This is a genomic window from Bradyrhizobium sp. (genome assembly GCF_030646015.1).
In the GTDB taxonomy this organism is placed as follows: Bacteria; Pseudomonadota; Alphaproteobacteria; order Rhizobiales; family Xanthobacteraceae; genus Bradyrhizobium.
This window is the reverse complement of sequence record NZ_JAUSLT010000036.1, coordinates 37550-60010: the sequence shown is the minus strand read 5'-3', so window position 1 is coordinate 60010 and position 22461 is coordinate 37550. Positions and strand designations below refer to the sequence as shown.

Annotated in this window: 14 protein-coding genes; 9 read left to right on the top strand and 5 right to left on the bottom strand. The window is 61.5% G+C overall.

Annotated elements, in window-relative coordinates; all coding sequences use genetic code 11:
- The 3 genes from glgB to Q7T45_RS04980 are packed head-to-tail and all read right to left on the bottom strand — an operon-like array spanning nt 1 to nt 7408.
- Nucleotides 1-2148 carry a 1,4-alpha-glucan branching protein GlgB gene (gene glgB, locus Q7T45_RS04990; protein ID WP_304868309.1) on the bottom strand — a complete coding sequence of 716 codons (2148 nt, stop codon included), beginning with the start codon at nt 2146-2148 and terminating at the stop codon, nt 1-3.
- Entirely contained in the window at nt 2145-5450 is a 3306-nt protein-coding gene (gene treS / locus Q7T45_RS04985) for a maltose alpha-D-glucosyltransferase (protein ID WP_304868308.1), read from the bottom strand. The genes glgB and treS overlap by 4 nt, the downstream gene beginning before the upstream one ends.
- 8 nt (nt 5451-5458) lie before the next feature.
- Complete coding sequence (locus tag Q7T45_RS04980; protein ID WP_304868306.1) at nt 5459-7408, bottom strand: alpha-1,4-glucan--maltose-1-phosphate maltosyltransferase; 1950 nt, start codon at nt 7406-7408, stop codon at nt 5459-5461.
- Nucleotides 7409-7608: 200 nt separating this feature from the next.
- On the opposite strand from Q7T45_RS04980, the gene malQ reads away from it, so the two are divergent.
- Entirely contained in the window at nt 7609-9558 is a 1950-nt protein-coding gene (malQ, locus tag Q7T45_RS04975; RefSeq protein WP_304868304.1) for a 4-alpha-glucanotransferase, read from the top strand.
- 21 nt (nt 9559-9579) lie between these two features.
- Nucleotides 9580-11382, top strand: a complete 1803-nt coding sequence (locus tag Q7T45_RS04970; protein WP_304868302.1) for a glycoside hydrolase family 15 protein — start codon at nt 9580-9582, stop codon at nt 11380-11382.
- 121 nt (nt 11383-11503) lie between these two features.
- Here the strand turns inward: Q7T45_RS04970 and Q7T45_RS04965 are convergent, their stop codons facing one another.
- Entirely contained in the window at nt 11504-13888 is a 2385-nt protein-coding gene (locus Q7T45_RS04965) for a tetratricopeptide repeat protein (protein WP_304868300.1), read from the bottom strand.
- 363 nt (nt 13889-14251) lie between these two features.
- Between Q7T45_RS04965 and Q7T45_RS04960 the strand changes: the two genes are divergently transcribed.
- The 5 genes from Q7T45_RS04960 to Q7T45_RS04940 all read left to right on the top strand — a co-directional run bounded on the left by Q7T45_RS04960 (nt 14252) and on the right by Q7T45_RS04940 (nt 20388).
- Nucleotides 14252-14503, top strand: a complete 252-nt coding sequence (locus Q7T45_RS04960) for a hypothetical protein (RefSeq protein WP_304868298.1) — start codon at nt 14252-14254, stop codon at nt 14501-14503.
- 126 nt (nt 14504-14629) lie between these two features.
- The gene (locus Q7T45_RS04955; protein ID WP_304868296.1) at nt 14630-17056 is read left to right on the top strand and encodes an arylsulfatase; all 2427 of its coding nucleotides are present in this window, start codon (nt 14630-14632) and stop codon (nt 17054-17056) included.
- 87 nt (nt 17057-17143) lie between these two features.
- Nucleotides 17144-18649: a DUF1254 domain-containing protein gene (locus Q7T45_RS04950; protein WP_304868294.1), complete on the top strand. Its 1506-nt coding sequence runs from the start codon at nt 17144-17146 to the stop codon at nt 18647-18649.
- A gap of 123 nt (nt 18650-18772) precedes the next feature.
- Nucleotides 18773-19831, top strand: a complete 1059-nt coding sequence (locus Q7T45_RS04945) for a transporter (RefSeq protein ID WP_304868292.1) — start codon at nt 18773-18775, stop codon at nt 19829-19831.
- Between the two features lie 92 nt (nt 19832-19923).
- Nucleotides 19924-20388 carry a hypothetical protein gene (locus tag Q7T45_RS04940; protein ID WP_304868290.1) on the top strand — a complete coding sequence of 155 codons (465 nt, stop codon included), beginning with the start codon at nt 19924-19926 and terminating at the stop codon, nt 20386-20388.
- 247 nt (nt 20389-20635) lie between these two features.
- Here Q7T45_RS04940 and Q7T45_RS04935 read toward each other — a convergent pair whose 3' ends face one another.
- The gene (locus Q7T45_RS04935) at nt 20636-20848 is read right to left on the bottom strand and encodes a PRC-barrel domain containing protein (protein WP_304868452.1); all 213 of its coding nucleotides are present in this window, start codon (nt 20846-20848) and stop codon (nt 20636-20638) included.
- 288 nt (nt 20849-21136) lie between these two features.
- On the opposite strand from Q7T45_RS04935, the gene Q7T45_RS04930 reads away from it, so the two are divergent.
- Together Q7T45_RS04930 and Q7T45_RS29010 are read left to right on the top strand one after the other, a co-directional pair.
- Nucleotides 21137-21580 carry a nuclear transport factor 2 family protein gene (locus Q7T45_RS04930; protein ID WP_304868288.1) on the top strand — a complete coding sequence of 148 codons (444 nt, stop codon included), beginning with the start codon at nt 21137-21139 and terminating at the stop codon, nt 21578-21580.
- A gap of 213 nt (nt 21581-21793) precedes the next feature.
- Nucleotides 21794-22417: a hypothetical protein gene (locus Q7T45_RS29010; protein WP_370691210.1), complete on the top strand. Its 624-nt coding sequence runs from the start codon at nt 21794-21796 to the stop codon at nt 22415-22417.
- The last annotated feature ends 44 nt before the right edge of the window (nt 22418-22461 follow it).

Genomic DNA, 22461 nt, shown 5'->3' with positions numbered 1-22461 from the left:
TCAGCTTTCCGGTACGAGAAATATCGCGGCCAGTGGGGGAATGGTGAGATTGAGTTGCGGCACGAGGCCTTCCAACGTCTGGACCTCGCCGACGTTCCCGACATTGCTGCCGCCGTAATGCGCGGAGTCCGAGTTGAACACCTCGCGCCACTTGCCGGTGAACGGCACGCGAACGGGGTAGTCATGATAGACGTTTGGTGAAAAATTGACGACGACGAGGCAGCGCGCGCGGGCATCGTTGCCCTTGCGGATGAAGCCGAACACGTTGCCGGCGGCATCGTCGGTCACCACCCATTCGAACCCGGCGGGATCGCAATCCAGTTCATGCAGCGCCGGCAGCGACGAATAGAGCCTGTTGAGGTCGCGGATCAGGCTGTGGATGCCGCCGTGCTTTGGCTGTTCGAGCAGATGCCAGTCGAGCGCGCGGTCGTGATTCCATTCGCGCTCCTGGCCGAACTCGCAGCCCATGAACATCAGCTTCTTGCCGGGATGCGCGAACATGAAGGAGTAATAAGCGCGCAGATTCGCAAAACGCTGCCAGTCGTCGCCCGGCATCCGGCCCAGCAGCGAGCGTTTGCCGTGGACGACCTCGTCATGCGACAGCGGCAGGATGAAGTTTTCCGAGAAGGCGTAATGCAGGCCGAACAGGATATCGCCGTGATGATGCTTGCGGTGGATCGGATCCTTGCTGATGTAATTCAGCGTGTCGTGCATCCAGCCCATGTTCCATTTGTAGCCGAAGCCGAGCCCGCCATACTCGACGGGACGCGACACCTGCGGCCACGCGGTCGATTCTTCGGCCGCCGTGGTGGCCTGCGGAAAGCGGGCGTATAGTTCGGTGTTGAAGCGGCGCAGGAAGTCGACCGCCTCGAGATTTTCCCGGCCGCCATATTTGTTCGGAATCCAGCCGCCGGCCGGACGGCTGTAGTCGAGATACAGCATCGAGGCCACCGCATCGACGCGCAGGCCGTCGATGGCATAGCGCTCCAGCCAGAACAGGGCGTTCGACACCAGAAAATTGACCACTTCGGTGCGGCCGTAATTGTAGATCAGCGTGCCCCAGTCCATGTGCCGGCCCTGCAGCGGGTTGGCGTGTTCATAGAGCGCGGTGCCGTCGAAATTGGCGAGGCCGTGCGGATCGTCAGGGAAATGACCGGGCACCCAGTCCAGCAACACACCGATGCCTTCGCGATGAAAGGCATCGATCAGCGCGGAAAAATCTTCCGGCGTGCCGAACCGGCTGGTCGGCGCGTACATGCCGGTCGGCTGATAGCCCCATGAGCCGTCGAACGGATGCTCGCTGACGGGCAGGAACTCGACATGGGTGAAGCCGAGATCCTTCACATAATGCGGCAACTGCTCGGCGAGCTCGCGATAGCTCAGCCATTCGTTGTTATCGTGGCGCCGCCACGAGCCGAGATGGACCTCGTAGATCGACATCGGCGCGCCGAGCGCGTTGATGCCGGAGGGCGCCGGGCGCGGACGCGGCAGTTTTGCCTCGTCGAATACGATCGAAGCGCTGCTCGGGCGGATTTCGGCGGCAAACGCCATCGGGTCGGATTTTAGCGGCAACTGTTCGCCGTGCGGACCGATGATATCGAACTTATAGTGATCGCCTGACGTGGCATGGGGCACGAACAGCTCCCAATAGCCGGCGCCGCGCACCCGCATCGGATGCCGCCGCGGATTCCAGAAATTGAAGTCGCCGACCACGCTGACCCGCTTGGCATTGGGGGCCAGTACCACGAAGGCCACGCCGGGAACGCCGTCCAGCGTGATCGGATGCGCGCCGAGCTTGTCGTAGATGCGCTGGTGCGTGCCCTCACCCAGGAGATACAGGTCGAAATCGGTCAGCACGGGTGGGAAGCGATAGGGATCGTCGAGATCGACCACGGTGTCGCCGAACCGGGCGCGCAGCTGATAGCGTTTGGAGCCATTGGGCATCGCGCCGACAAACAGGCCGGCGTCATGGACGCGCGCCAACGCCGCCGTCTCGCCATGCTCGCCGACGGCCTCGACATTGGAGGCCTCGGGGAGGAACGCACGCACCACGCTCTTGTCCCCCTCGGCATGGAGGCCGAGATAATGGAAGGGGTCGGAATGGCGGCCTTCGACGATCGCATAGGCCTCGGCGGACAGTTTGGTCATGAGGCCCCGTTGGGTTGTTGGGACAGGATACGAAGCGCGCCGGTCAGCGGGACGCGCAGCCAGTCGTGCCGGTGAGCGAGTTCGTATTCGATCTCGTAGATGGCTTTCTCGAGCAGGAAGAAATTCAGCATCTGTTCGCTCGCCTGCGGCTCGGCAGGCCACAGCAGCGGGTTGGTCATGGTGTCGCGATAGGCGGCAAGGAACGCCGCCGTCGAACGGTCGCGCCATTCCGACAGCGCGGCGCCGAGCTTGCCCTGCTCGTCCGGCGCCACATTGAGCGCGCGCTCAAGTGCTGCGGTTGCCGAATAGTCGATCGAGCGGATCAGGCCGGCAACATCGCGGGCCGCGGGGGCCTTGCGCCGTCGATCGGCCAGGCTGCGTCGGGGCTCGCCCTCGAAATCGATAATGAAGATGTCGTCCTTGGCGATCAGCATCTGTCCGAGGTGGAAATCGCCGTGGTGACGGATATTGAGGCCGCCGATATCCGGCGGCAGCAGTGCGCCGAGGCGATCGTTCAGGGTCGCACGCTGCGCCAGCAGTTGATCGACCAGCACGCGATCGGATTCCCGCACCGCCGACCGGCGTTGCTGCAGGGTATCGCAGACGCGCCCGGCACGTGTCGTAATTTCCTGGATCCAGAGCCGCACGTGCTCGGGCCGGATCGGCTCCGGCGTGAAGTCGGCCAGTTCGCCGCTACCGGCCAGGGCCAGATGCATCTCGGCCACGCGCCGTCCGGTCTGCGACATGTAGCGCAAATAGGGGACCTGCTCTTCGCTCTCGCCGGGATGCTCGCTCGCCGCCAGCAGGCGTTGCTCCTCGACAAAGCGGTCGAGATAGGCCGAGGTCACGGTCCAGGCATCGCCCTGATTCTGCACGAAGGCGTGGACGACGGCGACCGCACTGGTCTTGTCGCCTTCGACCAGCTCGACGCTGCCGAGCAGTGCCGGCGTGTTGGCGAAGCCCGCGACTTCGGTCAGGAAGCGGCCGACCTCGATCTCCGGATTGATGCCGGACTCCAGTTTTCGATAGATCTTGCAGACGTAATCATTATCGACCAGCGCCGTGGAGTTGGATTGTTCGGTCTCGACCGCGCGGATATGCACCGGCGGCTTGAACGGCTGTTCCAGAAGCCTGGCGGTCGGCCGAAATTCGAGGCGCACCCCCTCGAGTTCATCGACAACAAGGGATTCGCGCAGATTGCGCAGCAGCAGCGCGATGAAGATCTGGTCGGTGGCGACGTCCAGCAGGGTGCCCTCGCGGGCGCCCTGGCGCACCGCCGCAAAGGCGCGGGGATTGTAGCGCTCGCGGTCGAAACGAACCCACTCGATCTGCATCGGCAGCACATAGCGCGAACTCTCGCCGTGTTCGGTGGTCGCTTCGAAAAAGGCCAGCCACGGCCGGTTGTCGCCGATATCGCAGAACGGCACCGCCGAGGTCACGTTGGGGCGAATCTCCCGCGCCGAGCGCTCCGGGTACCAGCGGGTTCGCGCCAGATAGGTCGGCAACACGTCGCGCTCGAACACGCCGCGGGTGCGCGCCAGCGACATCCATGTGGCGCCGAGCGGCACCACAAGCGTCTCGAATTCCGGAACGACGGTCGGCTCGACCGGCTCCGACTTGTCCCGCTCCTTGAGCTGGAACCAGTAGAAACCGTACGGCGCCAGCGTGACCATGTAGGGCGCCTCGCCGATCGGCGGGAAGCGGGTGCGGCCCAGCATCTCCAGCGGGATGCGGCCCTTCCAGGCCGACAGATCGAGTTCGGTCGCCTGCGCCGACCGCGACAGATTGGCGACGCAGAGAATGACTTCGTCCTGGTACTGCCTAATGTAGCACAGCACCGAGCGATTGACCGGGCGGATGAAGGTCATGGTGCCGCGGCCGAAGGCGAGAGTGGATTTGCGCACCGAGATCAGCCGCTTGGTGGCGCTGAGCAGCGAGGACAGGCTGCGCGACTGCGCTTCCACATTCACCGATTCATAGCCGTAGACCGGATCCATGATGGTGGGCGCGTAAAGTCGCGCCGGATCGGCGCGGGAAAATCCGCCATTGCGGTCCGGTGACCACTGCATCGGCGTGCGCACGCCGTTGCGGTCGCCGAGATAGATGTTGTCGCCCATGCCGATTTCGTCGCCGTAATAGATGATCGGCGTGCCCGGGAACGACAGCAGCAGGGAATTCATCAGCTCGATCTTGCGCCGGTCGTTGTCCATCAGCGGCGCCAGCCGCCGGCGGATGCCGACATTGATGCGCGCGCGCGGGTCGTTGGCATAGGTCGACCACAGATAATCGCGCTCGACGTCGGTGACCATTTCCAGCGTCAACTCGTCGTGGTTGCGCAGAAACAGCGCCCACTGGCAATTGGCCGGGATATCCGGGGTCTGGCGCAGGATGTCGGTGATCGGAAACCGATCCTCCTGGGCGATCGCCATGTAGATCCGCGGCATCAACGGAAAATGATAGGCCATGTGGCATTCGTCGCCGCGGCCGAAATATTCCTGCACGTCCTCGGGCCACTGATTGGCTTCCGCCAGCAGCACCTTGCCCTTGGCATAGGCGTCGAGTTCGCCGCGCAGCTTCTTGATGATGCTGTGAGTCTCGGGCAGGTTCTCGTTGTTGGTGCCGTCGCGCTCGCACAGATAGGGAATGGCGTCGAGACGGAAGCCGTCGACGCCGGAATCGAGCCAGCGCTTCATCACCTGCACCAGCGCGCTGACCACGCGCGGGTTGTCGAAATTCAGATCCGGCTGGTGCGAGAAGAAGCGGTGCCAGTAGAATTGGCCGGCTTCCGGATCCCAGGTCCAGTTCGATTTCTCGGTGTCAGTGAAGATGATCCGCGTGCCCTGATACTTCTGGTCGGTGTCGCTCCAGACGTACCAGTTGCGGGCGCTCGATTTCGGATCGCTGCGGCGGGCGCGCTTGAACCAGTCGTGCTGGTCCGAGGTGTGATTGATGACGAGTTCGGTGATTACCCGCAGGCCGCGCGCCTTGGCCTCGGCGATGAAGCGCTTGAAATCCTTCATGGTGCCGAAATCGGGATTGATCGCGCCGTAATCGGCGATGTCGTAGCCGTCGTCGCGGCCGGGCGAGGGATAGAACGGCAGCAGCCAGAGCGCGGTGACGCCGAGCTCCTGTAAATAGCCGAGCTTTTCGGTCAGTCCGGCGAAATCGCCGATGCCGTCATTGTTGCTGTCGGCAAAGGCCTTGACGTGCAGCTGATAGATGATGGCGTCCTTGTACCACAGCTCGTCGCTCACGTCCTTGACGGGAAGCTCCTTGGCATCGATCGACGACATCACGTTCATGGCGCGCCTCACGCCAGGCAACGGAAGAGTATGGCGGGATCGCGCACCGGATCGATCCGCAGCCGGATGCCGCCGTACTCGACCGGATAGCGTTCGCCGGTCATCAGGTTTTCCACCGCGGCGACGTTGCGGCGATCGTCGGGCATGCCGACCTGGACGCCGCCGAGGGGTAACCGGAATTCATGGACGTCGCGCGACAGCGCGATGGCGGCGATGACGCTGTTGGTTTGATTGACCGATTCCTTGACGAAGGCGATGATGTTGTTGTCCTCGACTGGGAGAAAATGCAAATTTCCGGTCTGCTGCAGCGCCGCGTTTTGCCGGCGGGCGCGGTTGAGATCGCGGAGGTAGGGCTTGATATTGCCGGGCTTGTCCCAATCCCGCACTTTGATCTCGTATTTCTCGGAATCGAGATATTCTTCCTTGCCGGGGATCGGCTCGTGCTCCAGCAATTCGAAACCGCTGTAGACGCCGTAGGTGCTGGACAGCGTGGCGGCGAGCGCCGCGCGGGTCTTGAACATCCAGGTCTCGCCGCTCTGCAGATGATAGGGCAGGATATCCGGCGTATTGACGAAGAAATTGGGGCGATAGTAATCGCGCTCGGGATAGGCGGTCAGTTCGGTCAGATACTGCTCCAGCTCCCATTTCTGGGTCCGCCAGGTGAAGTAGGTATAGGACTGGGTGAAACCGAGCTTGGCGAGGCCCTTCATCAGCTTCGGGCGCGTAAAGGCTTCCGCGAGGAAGATCGTGTCGGGATGAAGCAGCTGAACCTCATGGATCAGCCATTCCCAGAACCGGAACGGCTTGGTGTGGGGATTGTCGACCCGGAAGATGCTGACGCCCTGGTCGATCCAGAACAGGATAATGTCGCGCAAAGCGTTCCACAGCGCGCCGGCATCCTCGGAGGCAAAATCGGGATTGACGATGTCTTCGTACTTCTTGGGCGGGTTCTCCGCATAGCGCATCGATCCGTCCGGCCGTTTCCTGAACCATTGCGGATGGTCCTTGAGCCAGGGATGGTCGAGCGAACACTGCACCGCGATGTCGAGCGCGACTTCCATCTTCAACTGCTTGCAAGCCGCAACGAAGCCGCGAAAATCCTCCAGCGTGCCCAATTCCGGATGCACGGCATCGTGCCCTCCGTCGGCGGACCCGATGGCGTAGGGGCTGCCGGGATCGCCTTCCGCCGCGGTCACCGCATTGTTGCGGCCCTTGCGGTTGGTCTGGCCGATCGGGTGGATCGGCGTCAGATAGACCACGTCGAATCCCATCGCCGCGATATCGGGCAGCCGCGCGATACAATCCTGGAAGGTGCCGTGCCGGCCGGGGTGAACGCCCTGGCTGCGGGGCATCATCTCGTACCAGGCGCCGTGGCGCGCCCGTGGCCGGTCGGCGACAAACGGAAACAGCTGCGATCGGGTCAGATCGGGCCGCAACTGGCTTTCGGCCATGGCGGCCTTCAGTTCATCGGTCAACAGCGGCGCGGCCTCGCCGGTCTGCAGAAAATCCTCGCATTGCCGCAGGATCACGGCGGCCGCGGCTTGTCCGCCGGCCTGCGCCTTGGTCAGCATGCCCGCGCCTTCGATGGCATCGAGGGTGAGATCGGCACCGGCCTTCTGCTTCAGTTCGAAGCCGTGCCGCCAGGTGGCGAACTCGTCGGTCCAGGCCTCGATGGCATAGACATAGCGACCGGGGGCGTCGGGCACGAACGAGCCGCCCCAGCGGTCGTTGCTGTGGTGGGTCATCGGCGCCCGGTGCCATTCGCGGTCCTGCTCGCGACGCCAGACCAGCGCCGCGGCAATGACATCATGGCCGTCGCGATAGATATCCGCCCACACCTCGACGCGCTCGCCGACGATGCGCTTCACAGGGAAGCGGCCACCGTCGATCAGCGGGAAGACATCTTCGATATGGAAAGCACCACTGGCGCTCTCGACAGTTTGAGTTGTCTTGTTCACGGTGATGCCATTGACATGGGAAAGACGTCCCGTTGCGGTTGCGGGACGCGGGATGTTCCGGACATATATACAAAGCCGCTCACCGGACATTGGTTCCCGGGGAACGGTGGGGATGGCAGCGAGTTAACCACGGCTATCCTCTTCCGACATCTAGAGAATTTCGCGACATCTCGGGTTGTCGCGTGCAAACCCTGTGCCGAATGGACCTTTTCACCAGAGCCAGAGAGCTGGGGATCCAGACCGAATATATCGATGGTCAGGGTCACCGCCATGTGACGGGCGCAGACGCCCTGCAAATCATCCTCGACGCCCTGCCGGTGCGCACCCCGTACCGGTTTCTGGATCAGGCGGTGGTGGTGCGGTCGGGTCAACCCTCCCGGACCGAACTCAGCCCGGCCGCCACATTGCCGCTGCGCTGGAAAATCGCGACGGGAGATAGGGTTATCGCCGATGGCGAGACCCGGGATCGCGCCATCGCCTGGCCGGATCTGCCTGTCGGCTCCTACCGATTGCATCTCACCGACGCGTCCGGTTTCGCCGAGCAAGCACCATTGATCGTGGCGCCGCCCCGGGCCTTCGCAGGGGATTTCGACCGCTGCTGGCTGTTGGCGGTGCAGCTCTATGGGGTCCGGTCGGCGCGCAACTGGGGGATCGGGGATTTCACCGACCTCGAAGGATTGATCGAACTCGCCGCCAGCCTCGGCGCCGACGGTGTCGGCCTCAATCCGCTGCATGCCTTGTTCGATGACCGCCCCGGCGATTGCAGTCCCTATTCGCCGAACAGCCGGCTGTTTCTGAACCCGCTCTATGTCGACGTCGAGAAACTGCCGGGATATCAGCGCGCGTTCGAGAGCAAGGGCGCGGTCGCGGGGCTGAGAGCGGGCACTACCGTCAATTATGCAGGCGTTGCCGAGCTGAAATGGCGTGCGTTGCGCTTCGCTTTCGATACGTTCAAGGCCAACCCCAAAGGGGAGCGCAAGCAGGATTTCGAGAAGTTTTGCGCCGAGCGCGCGCCGTTGCTGTCGCGGTTCGCCTGTTTCGAGGTGCTGCGGCACAAATTCGGCAAGCCGTGGTGGGAATGGCCGGAACAATGGCGTCTGCCTGACGAGGCCAAATGCGCGTCCCTGCGTCAGGGGGAGGATGCCACGGAAATCGAATTCGTCGAATTCGTGCAATGGGCGGCCGACCGGCAGTTGCTGGCCTGCAAGGAGCTTGCGGCTTCGCTCGGCATGAAGGTCGGGCTTTACCTCGACGTCGCCGTCGGCGTGCAGTGCGACGGGTTCGACGCCTGGAACGAGCAATCGGCGATCTCGCGCCATCTCTCGGTCGGCGCGCCGCCGGACCCGCTCAACACCGCGGGCCAGAACTGGGGCCTCGCCGGCTTCAACGCCGCAGGCCTCGAGCTGCAGTCGTTCGAGCCCTATCGCGAGATGCTGCGCGCCTCGATGCGCCATGCCGGCGCGATCCGGCTCGATCATGTGCTCGGCCTGAAGCGGCTTTATTTGGTGCCGCACGGTTTTGCCGCCGACAACGGCGTCTATGTACAAATGCCGTTCGAGGCGCTGCTGGCCGCCACCGCGCAGGAAAGCGTGAGGCATCGCTGCGTGGTGATCGGCGAAGACCTCGGCACCGTGCCGGAGGGGTTTCGCGAGCAGATGGCGGGGTGGGGCATCTGGTCGTACCAGGTGATGATGTTCGAGCGCGACGACACGGGCTCGTTCCGCGGCGTCGACCACTATGCGGCCAATGCGCTGGTCACCTTCAACACCCATGATCTGTCGACCTATGCCGGCTGGCGCTCGTTCAGCGATCTCAAGCTGAAGCGCTCGATCGGCATCGATCCCGGCGAGAGCGACGACGCGCGTTGGCATGCCCTGCACATGCTGAGCGACATGCTGCGCCATCACGCCATCGACGATCACGACCTCTATGCGGTCGCCGGCTTCCTGGCGCGGACCAAATCCCGCCTGCTCGCAATCTCGCTGGAAGATCTGCTGGGCGTGGTCGAGCAGCCCAACATTCCCGGCACCGTCAACGAGCATCCGAACTGGCGGCAGCGGCTGCCGCTGACGATCGACGCATTGGCTGCCGCGATCGATGTCGCCGCGCTCAAGCGCGCGACCGCGGAGCGGTCGCGGGCGGCAGGCTGAGTTTTTAGCTGGTGAAATGATTTGTCCTGCCGGATCGAAGATTACGGGCTGATAGGCGATTGCGAGACCGCGGCGCTGGTCGGCCGCGACGGCTCGATCGACTGGCTGTGCTGGCCGGCCTTCGATTCGGATGCCTGCTTTGCGGCGCTGCTCGGTACGCACCGGCATGGCCGCTGGCTGATCGCCCCGAGCGAGGAAGTGACAAAAACCTCTCGCCGTTACTGGGACAACACGCTGATCCTGGAGACGCGCTTCGAGACCGCTGATGGCGTCGTCGCGCTGATCGATTTCATGCCGCCGCGCGGTAACGCTTCCGACGTGGTCAGATTGGTGCGCGGCGTCAGCGGCCGGGTGAAACTCGGGATGGAGTTGGTGATCCGTTTCGGATTCGGCGCCGATATCCCCTGGGTCAAGCGCACCGAAGACGGCGCGCTGCTGGCGATTGCCGGGCAGGACATGACGGTGCTGCGGACGCCGGTCGAGACCCGTGGCAAGGACATGACGACGGTGGCCGACTTCGAGGTGGCCGAAGGCGAGACAATACCTTTCGTACTCACCTACGGACCTTCGCATCTGCCGATCCCGGCGCCGATCAATCCGGCGCAGGCCTTGCAGGACACCGAGGATTTCTGGATCGAGTGGTGTAGCCACTGTACCTATGAAGGCGACCAGCGCGACCTGGTGATGCGGTCGCTGATCACGCTGAAGGCGCTGACCTATGCCCCGACCGGCGGCATCGTGGCGGCGCCGACCACCTCGCTGCCGGAAAAGCTCGGGGGTGCGCGCAACTGGGACTACCGCTTCTGCTGGCTGCGCGACGCCACCTTCACCCTGCTGGCGCTGATGAATTCGGGCTACACCGCGGAAGCCTCCGCCTGGCACAACTGGCTGCTGCGCGCCGCGGCCGGTGCACCCGCCAGCATGCAGATCATGTACGGCATCATGGGCCAGCGCCGCCTGCTGGAATGGGAGGCGTCCTGGTTGCCGGGCTATCAAGGCGCGAAGCCGGTCCGGGTCGGCAACGCCGCGCATGCGCAGCTGCAGCTCGACGTCTACGGTGAATTGATCGATGCGTTTCATCAGTCGCGCATGGCCGAACTGAAACTGGATGACGGCACGTGGGACCTGGAATGCGCGGTGCTCGAACATCTGGCTGATATCTGGGACCAGCCGGACCACGGCATCTGGGAGCGGCGCGGCGCCGGCAGACATTACGTATTCTCGAAAGTGATGACGTGGGTGGCGTTCGATCGCGGCATCAAGAGCGCCGAAAAATTCGGCTTCAAGGCGCCCCTCGACCGCTGGCGGAGCTTGCGCGATACGATCTACCGCGATGTCTGCGAGAACGGCTTTGATGCCATGCAGAACAGTTTCGTCGAATCCTACGGCTCGCAACTGCTGGACGCCAGCATCCTGCTGCTGCCGGCGGTGGGTTTCCTGCCCGCATCGGACCCGCGGATTCGCGGCACCATCGCGGCGGTCGAACAACATCTTGTCCGGGATGGGTTCGTGCTGCGCCACGATCCCCGCGAGGTCTCGGACGAAAAGCAGCCGATCGAGGGCGCATTCCTCGCCTGCAGCCTCTGGCTCGCGGATGCCCATGTGCTTTCAGGCGAGTTCGCCAAGGCGCAGGCGCTGTTCGACCGTGTGGTCGGAATAGCAAACGATCTCGGGCTGCTGGCGGAAGAGTATGATTCAGGCGAGGGACGCCAGACCGGCAATTTCCCGCAGGCGCTGACCCATATCGCGCTGATCAATACTGCTCACAATCTCAGCGCTGCGAAGCAGCCGAAGGAGAAGCCGGCGGTGCAGCGGTCGGAGTAGGGCACGGCCTCACAAGCGCGTAGCCGAATTCAAATGGCGCAACGCCGAATTGCCGGTCCGAGACGGGCCGGATAGCGGACGTGCTGCAGATATTGAAAGCGACGCGAATGACCCGAAGCGGTCATTGCGCGCGAGAGGTGGCAGCTTGCCGAAGCTCATGAATCAGCATCGCCAGGCCTTGGTCGCCGGGCTCGACAATCGCGAGTCGCTCCGCATAATGGAGCGCCGCCGTTGCATCCCCGGCAATCCTGCTGAATGAGACGAGGGCCTGAAGAATCTCGCGATCGTTCGGATGGCTCTGCAGCACCTGCTTCAAAATGGCTATCGCTTCCTCGCGACGGCCCATGGAATGCAGTGCAACGGCATGGACATAGGCGTAGCGCAGCTGACCCGGCTCCAGCTCCGTCGCTCGACGTAATGCCGTGAGCGCGTCCTCGGACCTCTTCAGCCTCGTCAGCGTCAGGCCGAGCGCATGATGGAGAGCTGCCTCGCGCGGCGAAGCCGAAAGCGCGGCACGAAGAGTAACTTCGCCTTCGCCATCCCGGCCTGTTTGCCGATAAAGGTCGGCAAGGTTGATCGCCGCCGCCACGTATTGCGGATTGAGTCCGAGGGCCGCCCTGTATTCGGCCTCGGCCTCCCGCGTCAGCCCGCGCTGGGCAAGAAAATTCCCCAGCCCGGTGCGGGCTTCGGGCCGCTCGGCGTTGGCGCGTTGCGCCGCAATGAATTCCCGCGCCGCCAGGTCGAAGCGCGCGCGATCCGAAGGCGCCTGGCTTGCAGCTGGAACGGGAGCCAGCAGGGCGGCCGCCCGGATGCGAACGCCGCGCACGGGATCGCCGAGCAGCGGCGATGCCAACGGCCAGATCTGACTGGCCGGCAGATTTTCCAGCATATCGAGCGCGCCAATCCGCACCATCGGATCGGGATCGGCCAGCGCAGTTCGCGCCGTCGCGATGTTCGCCGGCGAGACGCGGGAGGCCAGTTCGGCAAGCGCGCTGGCGCGCGCCACGGCCGGCGCATGGTTGTCTGCGGCGACGACGCCTAGAAGCGCGGCGGCATCGGCCTGGTCCGTGCGCGCGGCGTGGAACGCCGGCCCATAGGTCTGAAAACCCTTGCGGTCAGGACCGAACCATTGCTCGACCGCGGCGGCGGCCCATTGTGCCGGCTTGTCGCGGTGGCAGTCGTTGCACGCGTTCGGCGTCCCCATCTTGACCGAAAGATCTGGCCTCGGAACTCGAAAGGCGTGATCGTGCCTGACATCGACGACCATGTAGGTCCGGGCCTGCATGTGGCACGATACGCAGGTCGGCGGTGGATCGACGCCGGCGTGGTGGCGATGCTTGACGCCGGCGAATTTGTCGGGAGCATGACATTGCAGGCAGACACCTTCTCCTGAAGCTCGAAGTTTCGCACTGTGGGGCTCGTGGCAATCGCTGCAAGTGACGCCGGCGGCAAACATCTTGCCCTGCTTGAACGGGGTATAATTATACGGCTCTTCGACATCACGGATCTGTCCGTCAGGGTGATAGGTGGTGCGCGCGAGCGCCTCGACCGCATGGGTTTGCGACAATGACTGCCCCGGGACCCAATCCTCGTGGAATCCGGCGCGCCGTGCGTGGCACAAGCCGCAGGTCTCGACCTCCTTGCGCAATGTGGCCGGCGCGGCACTGCGTCTGGCGGTCCCGGTCTGCGCGTCGATCGGCCAGCCGACGCCGCGGCGCTCGTCGAAGCGCACCACCAGCCCCCTACTGGCATCGTCTTGCTTGCCGAACGGCCACCAGCTCCGGCGGTCGCGCGCCCAGGCGGTGTGAGCCGAGCCTTTGCCGTGGCAGGCCTCGCAGCCGACGCTGACTTCAGCCCATGACGTGGCAAAGCGATCGGCCTTGGCGTCGTAGTTCTTGGCGACGCCCGTCGAGTGGCATTCCGCGCACATGAAATTCCAGTTCTGGTTCAGTTTGGTCCAGTGCAGGATATCGTCATGTTTGATCTCCTCATTTGGGGAGAGGTGGAACCAGCGCTGACCGCCCTTGTCCTGCGGCCTTGAGTCCCAGGCCAGCGACAGCGCCTGCAGACGTCCGTCGGGAAACTCGACGAGATATTGCTGCAGCGGTTCGACACCGAAAGTGTATTTTACCTCGAATACGGCGAGTTTGCCGTCGGCGCCGTCGGTTTCGACCAGGAATTTCCCGTCCTTGCGGAAGAATCGGGAATGCACTCCGTAATAATCGAAACCCGCATCGTTGAAATTGGCGAGCACGGTCCGGTCGGTAGCGTGCTGCATCGCGGCCTTGTGCTGCGAGGCATTCCACAGCTTTGCCTCCGCCTGGTGGCAGCCCGCGCAGGTCTCGCTGCCGACGAAGCCGGCGACGGACGAATGCTGGCCCTGCGAAGGCGGTTCGCCTTGATTGAGAAACTGGAAGGCGCCACCGAAAGCGAAGACGGCGGCCGCGGCGACCGCCAGCGCGATCCAGAGCGCGCGCTTCGGCACGATGGCATGATCCTGCCGCATGGATTCCGGATTCAGTGGCGACGAAACCGGCAAGGACACAGGCGCCTTCGGTGTTTTGCTGCCTGATTTGCGTCGCTTGCGTGCCAAGGAGCGCCTTTTTCTAACCCTGTCGTCCAACCGCGATCACGCAATTCTTCGCCGGACTATTGTACCATCATCGGCTACACCGGGATCGTGTCAAGTGGAAGCAAGCAGATGACATACAGGCGCTTCCGTCGAACCGAACGAATAATGCTGCGGATCATTGGGCGGAACTCAAGTGGCATTGCGCGTTAATCGCGCGCTCAAGTGGCTTGATCTGTCTCAATTTGCGGATCGCCTAACCTCGTCATACTGGGAATCTTAACAATGGAGGACGCCAGGATGAGGCTATCGATTGCATTGTCGGCACTGCTGACCACCGGGCTGGTAGCCGGCTTCGTCACCGCAAGCACTGAAAAGGCCAGTGCGGTGGTCTACTGCCAGTACGTCTCATATCCCGTCGGATGCGTCGTCAGACCGGGGGTCGTGCTGCGGCCACGTCCGGTTGCGCGCGCCGTAGTGACCCCCGGCGTTGGTGTGCGGGGAACGCCGATGAATCGCGGCGGCCCGGTCAATCGCGTCGGTCGGCGCTGATCCGGCTTTTTTTGACCGCTGGCACCGATTTGAGGGATGCGCGAGTGCGCGTCCCTGCATTTCCAGCAGACAGACTTTCATTTGCTGTCGTTCATTTTCCCGGAGGTTGGTGATATGAGATCTACGATGACGGCGGTCGCCGCAATGTCCCTGGTCGCACTGCTGGCAATTCCGGCGAACGCGCAACAGGCCGCTTCCCCGGGAGTAGTGCTTCCCACCGATCGCTCGGTACTGCCGATCCCTGAGCCGCAATATCCGCATAGTACCGTATTCGATGCGCGCAATGCGACGCCGCCACCCCGCTTTGAAGTGAAAGCACCGGCGGCAGCGCCGAACGTGCTCATCGTGCTGATCGACGACATGGGCTTCGGTCAATCCAGCGCATTCGGCGGACCGATCAAGATGCCGACCGTGGATCGTCTGGCCAACGAAGGTCTCCGTTACAACGAATTTCATACCACGGCGCTTTGTTCGCCGACCCGATCGGCGCTGCTGAGTGGCCGTAACCATCACATGAACAATTTCGGTTCGATTGCGGAAACTGCAACGACCTTCCCGGGGCAGACCGGACAGCGCCCCAACAGCGTAGCCACGGTCGCGGAGATGCTGAGGCTGAATGGCTACAGCACCGCCCATTTCGGCAAGAACCATGAGACCGCGGCGTGGGAAGTCAGTCCGTCCGGTCCGACCGACCGCTGGCCGACCCGACAGGGCTTCGACAAGTTCTACGGTTTCATGGGCGGCGAAACCAACCAGTGGGCGCCGCTGATCTACGACGGCATGACACAGGTCGAGCCGTCGAAAGATCCCAACTATCATTTCATGACGGACATGACGAACAAGGCGATCGGCTGGATGCAGTACCAGAAGTCGCTGACGCCGGATAAGCCGTTCTTCATGTACTTTGCGCCGGGCGCCACTCACGCGCCGCACCATGTGCCGAAGCAATGGATCGCCAAATACAAGGGCAAGTTCGACCAGGGCTGGGACAAGCTGCGAGAGGAGACGTTGGCGCGCCAGATCAAGCTGGGCGTCGTGCCTGCCGGCACGAAGCTTGCGCCGAAGCCCGAAGCCATCAAGGATTGGGCGGCGCTGAGCCCTGACGAGAAGAAGCTGTTTGCGCGCCAGATGGAAGTCTTTGCCGGGTTTGGCGAGTACACCGACACCGAGATTGGCCGCTTGATCGACGCTGTCAAGGCGACCGGGCAACTCGACAACACACTGGTATTCTATATCGTCGGCGACAACGGGGCGAGCGCCGAAGGCGGCATGAACGGCCTGTTCAACGAGATGACCTACTTCAACGGTGTGCAGGAGACCGTTCAGGACATCCTCAAGCATTACGATGAACTCGGCAGCCCGATGACGTACAGCCATTACGCTGCCGGGTGGGCGGTCGCAGGCGATACGCCCTTTGCCTGGACCAAGCAGGTCGCCTCGAGCTATGGCGGCACCCGCAACGGTATGGTGGTCCATTGGCCCAAGGGCATTGCGGCGAAGGGCGAAGTGCGCTCGCAGTGGCACCACGTCATCGATATCGCACCGACGATCCTCGAAGCCGCGAAGGTGCCCGAGCCGAAGAGCGTGAATGGAACGACCCAAACTCCTATCGAGGGCGTGAGCATGGCCTACAGCTTTGCCAATGCCAAGGCGCCGAGCACGCATACGACGCAGTACTTCGAAATCTTCGGCAACCGTGCGATCTACAATGATGGCTGGTTGGCCGGCACGATTCATCGGGCCGCCTGGGAAACCAAGAATCGCAGGCCGCTCGAGCAGGATATCTGGGAGTTATACGATACGCGCTCTGACTTCAGCCTGACGAACGATCTGGCTGCGAAGAACCCCGACAAACTGAAGGAGCTCCAGGAGCTCTTTCTCAAGGAAGCCGTCAAGTATTCGGTATTGCCGCTCGATGACCGGACTTTGGAGCGACTGAATCCAGCCATGGTCGGACGGCCCGACCTGATGGCCGGCCGTACCTCGCTGACGGTTCACGAGGGCATGATCGGGATGTCCGAGAATGTCTTCATCAATACGAAGAATCGTTCGCATGCGATCACAGCCGATATTGAAGTTCCGAAGGCCGGAGCAAGCGGAGCTATTCTTGCCCAGGCCGGCAGGTTCGGGGGCTGGAGCCTGTACCTGAAGGATGGCAAGCCCACATACACCTACAATTTTCTTGGTTTGCAGCGGTTTACAATCGCTGCAAAGCAGGCGCTGGCTGCCGGAAAGGCCACGATCCGTTTCGAGTTCGCCTATGACGGCGGCGGCATCGGCAAGGGCGGCGTTGGTACGATCCTCGTCAACGGCAAGAGTGTTGCCACCGGACGGATCGAGCAAACCCAATGCTGCGGCTTCTCAGCCGACGAAGGCGCCGATGTCGGCGCCGACGAGGGCACTCCGGTCACCGAGGCCTACAAGGTGCCGTTCAAGTTCACCGGCAAGATCGGTCAGGTGACGATCGAGTTGAAGGAAATGAAGAAGGCCGACAGCGAGGAAGCTGTTCAGGGCCGCAAGGCGGCGTTGCTGAAGAAGGGTCTGTCCGATTGAGAAGACTTGCGGCGCATAAGTGACAGGATTTGCGCCGCGCCTTCATTGCACCGCGAGTTGCCAGGCTTTTGAAAAGGCAAGAATACGATGAAACCAGTTAGAGTAGCGGTCTCTGCACTTTCCTTCATGGCGCTATCGGCATTTGCTGCGAATGCACAGCAATACAAAATGCAAACGCCCGTCCCCCCGGGTGTTGCTATTCCCGACAAGGTGGAAACGCGCCTTGGGACCCTGAATTTCTTCGGCGGTTTTCCCGACGCGGCGACCGTCGACAAGCTGTATGACAATCTCGACTTCCAGCGCGGAGTCCAGGCCTATCTGCTGGCGCTGCCGGTGGTGAACCAGGTCGCCAACCGCGACAACATTCTGAAAATCGGCCCCGCGAACACGACCGTGCCGATCTGGGAGACTTTGGTCGATTCCCGCACCACGGAGCTCACTGCCAACAACAACACGCCCTACACCTGGTTTTGGCTGGACCTCCATGGCGGACCCATCGTCGTCGAAGCTCCTCCCAAGGTGCTCGGGCTGGCCGATGACATGTGGTATAATTGGAACGGTGACATAGGCCTCACAGGTCCGGATCGAGGAAAAGGCGGGAAATACCTTTTCTTGCCGCCCGGCTACAAGGGTGAGGTGCCGAAAGGTTACTTCATCATTCGTCCGAACTCGTTCAGCGTCTGGACGGCCTGGCGCAGCTTCCTGGTCAATGGCGATCCGAAGCCGGGCGTGGATGCCGTCAAGAAATTCACGAAGATCTACCCGCTCAAGCAGGCGGCCAATCCGCCGAAACTCAATTTCGTCAACATGTCCGGCAAGCCGTTCAACATGGTCGGGCCGGCGGACTATCGGTTCTGGGAGCTTCTCGCCAAGGTCGTGCAGGACGAACCCACTGACAGCGTTGACGCCACGACCCTCGGCTTCTGGGCCTCAATTGGAATCGCGAAGGGCAAGCCGTTCGCGCCCGACGACCGCATGAAGAAGATACTGACCGAAGCCGCCGTCGTCGGCGATGCCACGGCGCGCGCCACAATGTACAAGTGGCGAGGATCCGACGGCTATTATTATCCCGACAGCAAGAGCAATTGGCGGCTTGGTTTTATCGGCGGCTACAAGTTTGAGGAAAAAGGCGCCCGTCAGTTGAACGGCTACTCGGGCTTTTTCTTCTATGCAACCGGAGTAACGCCAGCGATGGATTCAAGGTCCGTTGGCGAAGGCTCGCAATACATGGCAGCCTTCGTCGACTCGAAGGGCGATGCGCTTGACGGGGGAAAGTCGTACAAGCTGAATTTGCCGCCGAATATTCCGATCAAGAATTTCTGGTCGGTCATCCTCTACGACAATCAGACACGCTCGATGATCCAGACTGACCAGCAATTCCCGACGGTCGGTAGCCAAACCGAGGGCCTCAAGGTCAACGCCGACAGTTCGGTGGACGTCTTCTTCGGCCCAAAGGCTCCCGCGGGCCAGGAAAAGAACTGGGTGCAGACGGTCCCCGGTACGAGCTGGAACACCCTGTTGCGCCTTTATGGTCCGACACAGCCATGGTTCGACAAGACCTGGCGACCCGGAGAAATTGAACTTCAGCAATAGCTTTTTTCATCATGTGCGGCATCGCAAAGCGGTGTTGAAGCAGGGACTATCCGATTGAGCACTCGGATGTTGCAAAACCAACGAGACTAACCGAGACTACAAGAAAGCTGAAAGGCGAGGACCATGAAAAGCAGCATTTTGACCGGGCCCCGGCTGACCGGTGCTCTCGCTTTCACCGCGCTTGCTTTGTTTTCTCCGCAAACGGCGCGCGCCGACGAAAGCGGCATTTCGTTCTGGCTGCCAGGCCTCTACGGCAGCCTTGCCGCAACGCCGGCGACGCCCGGCTGGTCGATCGCCGCAATCTACTACCATGCCAGCGTGGGTGCGTCAGGCGGGGCTGCTGCGTCACGAGAATTCCAGATCGGACGATTTTCTCCGACCGTCAACATCGATCTGAACGTCGCCTTGCGCGGCCAGGCTGATCTGATGCTGATCGCGCCGACCTATACTTTCGCGACGCCGGTGCTCGGCGGCCAGTTGTCGGCGACGCTGGCCAGCGTCTATGGCCGAAATTCCGCGAGCCTCGCCGGCACACTGACGACGGGGGCGGGGCCGATCGTGACCACGCGCAACGGTTTCCTCGAAGACGCGCTCGTCTCCTACGGCGACCTCTATCCGACCCTGAAGCTGAAATGGAACAGCGGCGTCCACAACTATATGGTTTACGGCACGGGCGCCGTTCCGGTCGGTGACTACCAAGCGGGCCGGCTCTCCAATATCGGTCTCGGTCACGGCGCCATCGACTTCGGCGGCGGTTACACCTATCTGAATCTGGCGACCGGCACGGAATTCTCGGGCGTCGGCGGCTTGACCTACAATTTCAAGAATCCCGATACGCAGTATCAAAGCGGCATCGATTTCCATTTCGATTGGGGCGTGTCGCAGTTCCTGTCGAAGCAGGTCTTTGTTGGCTTCGCCGGCTACGCCTACCAGCAGATCACCGACGATTTTGGACAGCCGGCAGCCCTCGGCGGCTTCCGCTCCCGCGTTCTCGGCATAGGTCCGCAGATCGGATATATTTTTCCGATCGGAGCCAACCATGCGTTTCTCGGCCTGAAGGGATATGGCGAGTTCGACGCCGCCAACCGGGCATCCGGCTGGAACACCTGGCTGACGTTCTCGATCTCGGAGGCTGTGCCCGCCAGCACGGTGACGCCGACCAAGCACCTGATGCGGAAGTAAGCCTTCCGAATTCGCGCCAGTCACGCATCGACCTGCCGCTGATCCATGTTGCGGATTTGAAAGTTACTATCAGCAGGGCAAAGAGGTTGGCAGTGAAGCGTTTCCCGGCAGCTTTTTTGATCTTGACCTTGATACTTGCGCCAGCAATGGCTGCTGAAGATGTGCCATTTGCCACACCTCCATTTCCCTCCGAACCGGCTGTGGCGACGCTTGCCAACATTATGGCGAACATTCAGCTGCGCCATATCAAGTTGTGGTCCATCGGAAAGGCAAAGAACTGGGATTTGCTCAACTATGAAGCTCAGAAGCTCGAAAAGGATTTCTATGTCGCGAGTGGATTTTACCGGAGTCTTCCAATTGATAACATCACGCTCGTAGCCCAGCCTCTGAGACGCTTGATGGAAGCGGCGAACAAAAAAGACCACGCACTCTACGTCAAGGCATTTGATGAACTGACCGCCGGATGCAACAGCTGCCACCAGGCGGGTCAAGTTGGGTATATCCGCATCCAGGTACCCAAGGCGTCTCCCTTCAGCAATCAGAACTTTGAACGCTGAAGTAGCGCAGTCACGATCTACATTGCAGCGCGACAGCCTGACGATGGCGCCGGATTTCTACGATTGAGACTTGCCAGCTGTCGCGGACGCCCGCTGTTGGCACTTTTCGGACCAGCCAAGGTCGCCTGACGATGTCCACTCCTGAGTATCGCCTGTTGGCACGAACCGGACCCTCCGCAATGTCCGCAGTTTGGTCGCCATCGAAGGGAAAGCGGACATGCGCTCAGACGCTCACCGAGGTCCGATTTCAGCGGGTCTCCACCAACTTCACCGTGGAGATAGGCCACTTGCCATCGTGGCCCCTGATTGAAATTCGCAGGCCGTGCAATTCATCAAGCCAAACCCTTTCCACTGTCCCCGCCCTGCCATCGGTGAGCATCACGGCCGTGCCGACAAGTTCGGCCTGAACGTGCTCGAACTCGCCGAGGATCGTGGTCGCGCGGACCATCACAGTTGGCATCGGTGTCACCGAATTGAGAAGCTTAAGCGAATGCGCTGTCTGAATATCGATGACGCGCAACTCGTGGCCACTCCAGGGCAATTAGGTGTTCCGGCGGAACCACGCGAAACGGTTCACTTCCGAAATTGGCACGAACCGGACCTCCGGCGATGTCCGAGTTGCGTCCGCTTCTGGGGGTATACCGGACGTCCCATTTGGGGCCGCCACGGCGGCTTTTGACCCGGAGCGGTGGTGCGAGTAGCCTGACAATCGAGCGGCATGCCAGACTGAGTTACGGATGCTGCAGCCTTGTCCGATGCGGAGATCGATATGTCACCGGAGGCGAATGTCAAATTGGTTCTCAAGTACTTTGATGGCTGCAATACAGGCGACATCGAGCACTTGAAAAGCACCTTGGCGCACGACGTAGTTCACTATTTCCTGCCCCAGGTCCATCGACCCATCAGAGGGTCCGACCACTTGGCCAGATATTGGCGGAAATTCAAACAAATGTATCAACCAACTTGGAAAATTGACCACACACTTGCAGGCGGCAACGAGGTAGTCAGTGAATGGAGTTGCGCTTACACGCAGCCATCAACCGGCGACCGGCTGATATTTCGAGGAACCGAATGGTACGTTATCCCGGAGGGCCGAATTGCCGAAGTGCGTGCCTACTATCATTACGATGAATCTAGAGACTGCCAGCTGAATGGTTTTCCGTACGCAGATCGCCGCTACCTTGCAAAGTAGCGCACGTCGTTTGTAGGCACGAAGCTGCCAATCGGGGATGTCCGCCATCCGGTCGCTACCGGGGGTAAAGCGGACATGGCCCGAAAGGCCCGATTCGGTAGAGATTGACCCGATGCGGACTTTGTAAGCCGCAATGCCGGTTCTTTGATCTAACGCAAATTCACTTATGGCGGGTGTTACAGCATAGGAATCATTTTCCCAATGGATCGGGCCATGCCTGAAAGCCATCCTCCGAGTACCCCTTTGCTAGAGATTGTCTCTAATGGCATTGCCAATTGGGTAAGCAAATTTCGCCATATTTTCGGTCTCCAAGATGAACTCGGGCAGTGCGGTCCAGACGAAGTGAAGCGTGTGGCAAGTGACCTTGGGCTCACCCCAAGCGTACTTAGTGAGCTTGCGCAAAAAGGACACGACGCTGCTGATTTGCTAAAGAAAATGCTTGCCGCACTGCACGTTGATCCGAATGTTCTTGCGAATACTGACCCTCAGATCATCGGCGATCTGCGACGGGCGTGCATTACCTGTAGCGAAAAGAAGCGATGCGTACAGGAAGTGGCAAAAGGATTAGCCGGTAAAGACTTCCGCGATTTTTGTCCCAAAGCCTTCACATTCGACGTTCTATTTGGTCTGAAGGCGCAACCGTCCGATCAAATATGGGAAGATATATCTAAGGCGCCTTTCGACTGTGATCTTGAACTCGCCTTCATCGATAAGGACGGCGCACATGCTCTGATATTCCCATGCCGTCGCATTGCATACGGATGGGCCAAGGCCAAAACCAAAGAGCGGGTTGAAGTGCGTCCTTCACACTGGCGGAAATGGACCACGGTCGCTTAGATAACGCGGCTCCTCGATTCTGATCACTTCCGGGTTTGGCACTT